We start from the raw sequence: 707 nt of genomic DNA on the forward strand, positions 1-707 counted from the left end.
AGAATTAAGTGCAGATGAAGCGGTTGAGAATGATGCTAGCGTAGAGACGGAAGCCGACTCTCTAGCATCTGAGGACCCATTGGATGACGCTATAGAAGCGTTTGAAAAACAGATGATGGATGACATTCCATCGTTCAGTCAAATGGGCGTAGAAGAAACGCCTCAAAAAGACGATACGCTAAAAGACCGTGAAGATTCGGCAGTTGACGACACTCTTAGAGAGCCAGAACAGACGTCATCTGACGAAGAGCCGGGCAGTGATGATGAATATGACGATAGTCTGCTTAATGAAGCTTTCGACGAAATTGAAAGTTTTGAACTAGAACAAGAAGTTGATGGCGTCATTGAAGGTGAAGATAACGGGTTGCATGAAACGTCTACGAGTGATGATGCTTCGCCGAAGGAAAATAGCCCTAATGATAGCGATAATCAAGACTTCGATGAATTAGACGACGTCCCCGGTCTTGATGATTGGTTGTCTGCTTCCAATGATGACGACAGTGTTGATGACAACGAAATTCTTGATGATTTAGACAGTGCAGAGTTTGATGAGTTACTGCAAAGCCTAGAGTCTGATGATGTGGTGGATTCTAGCGAACTTCCAAGTGATGATGAAGAACAACCGGATTCATTAGAAGGCGATAAAAACGAAACAAATACTGACAGCGACGACGTTGAAGGAATCGTTGAACTAGGGCAAGACGACG

The 707-nt window shown here is 44.1% G+C and carries 1 pseudogene; it reads left to right on the forward strand.

The features are described 5' to 3' along the window. Positions 1 to 707, forward strand: a pseudogene (locus GVO63_RS04940) (AAA family ATPase); the annotation flags it as partial.

Source organism: Alteromonas sp. KUL106 (assembly GCF_009811415.1).
Lineage (GTDB): Bacteria > Pseudomonadota > Gammaproteobacteria > Enterobacterales > Alteromonadaceae > Alteromonas.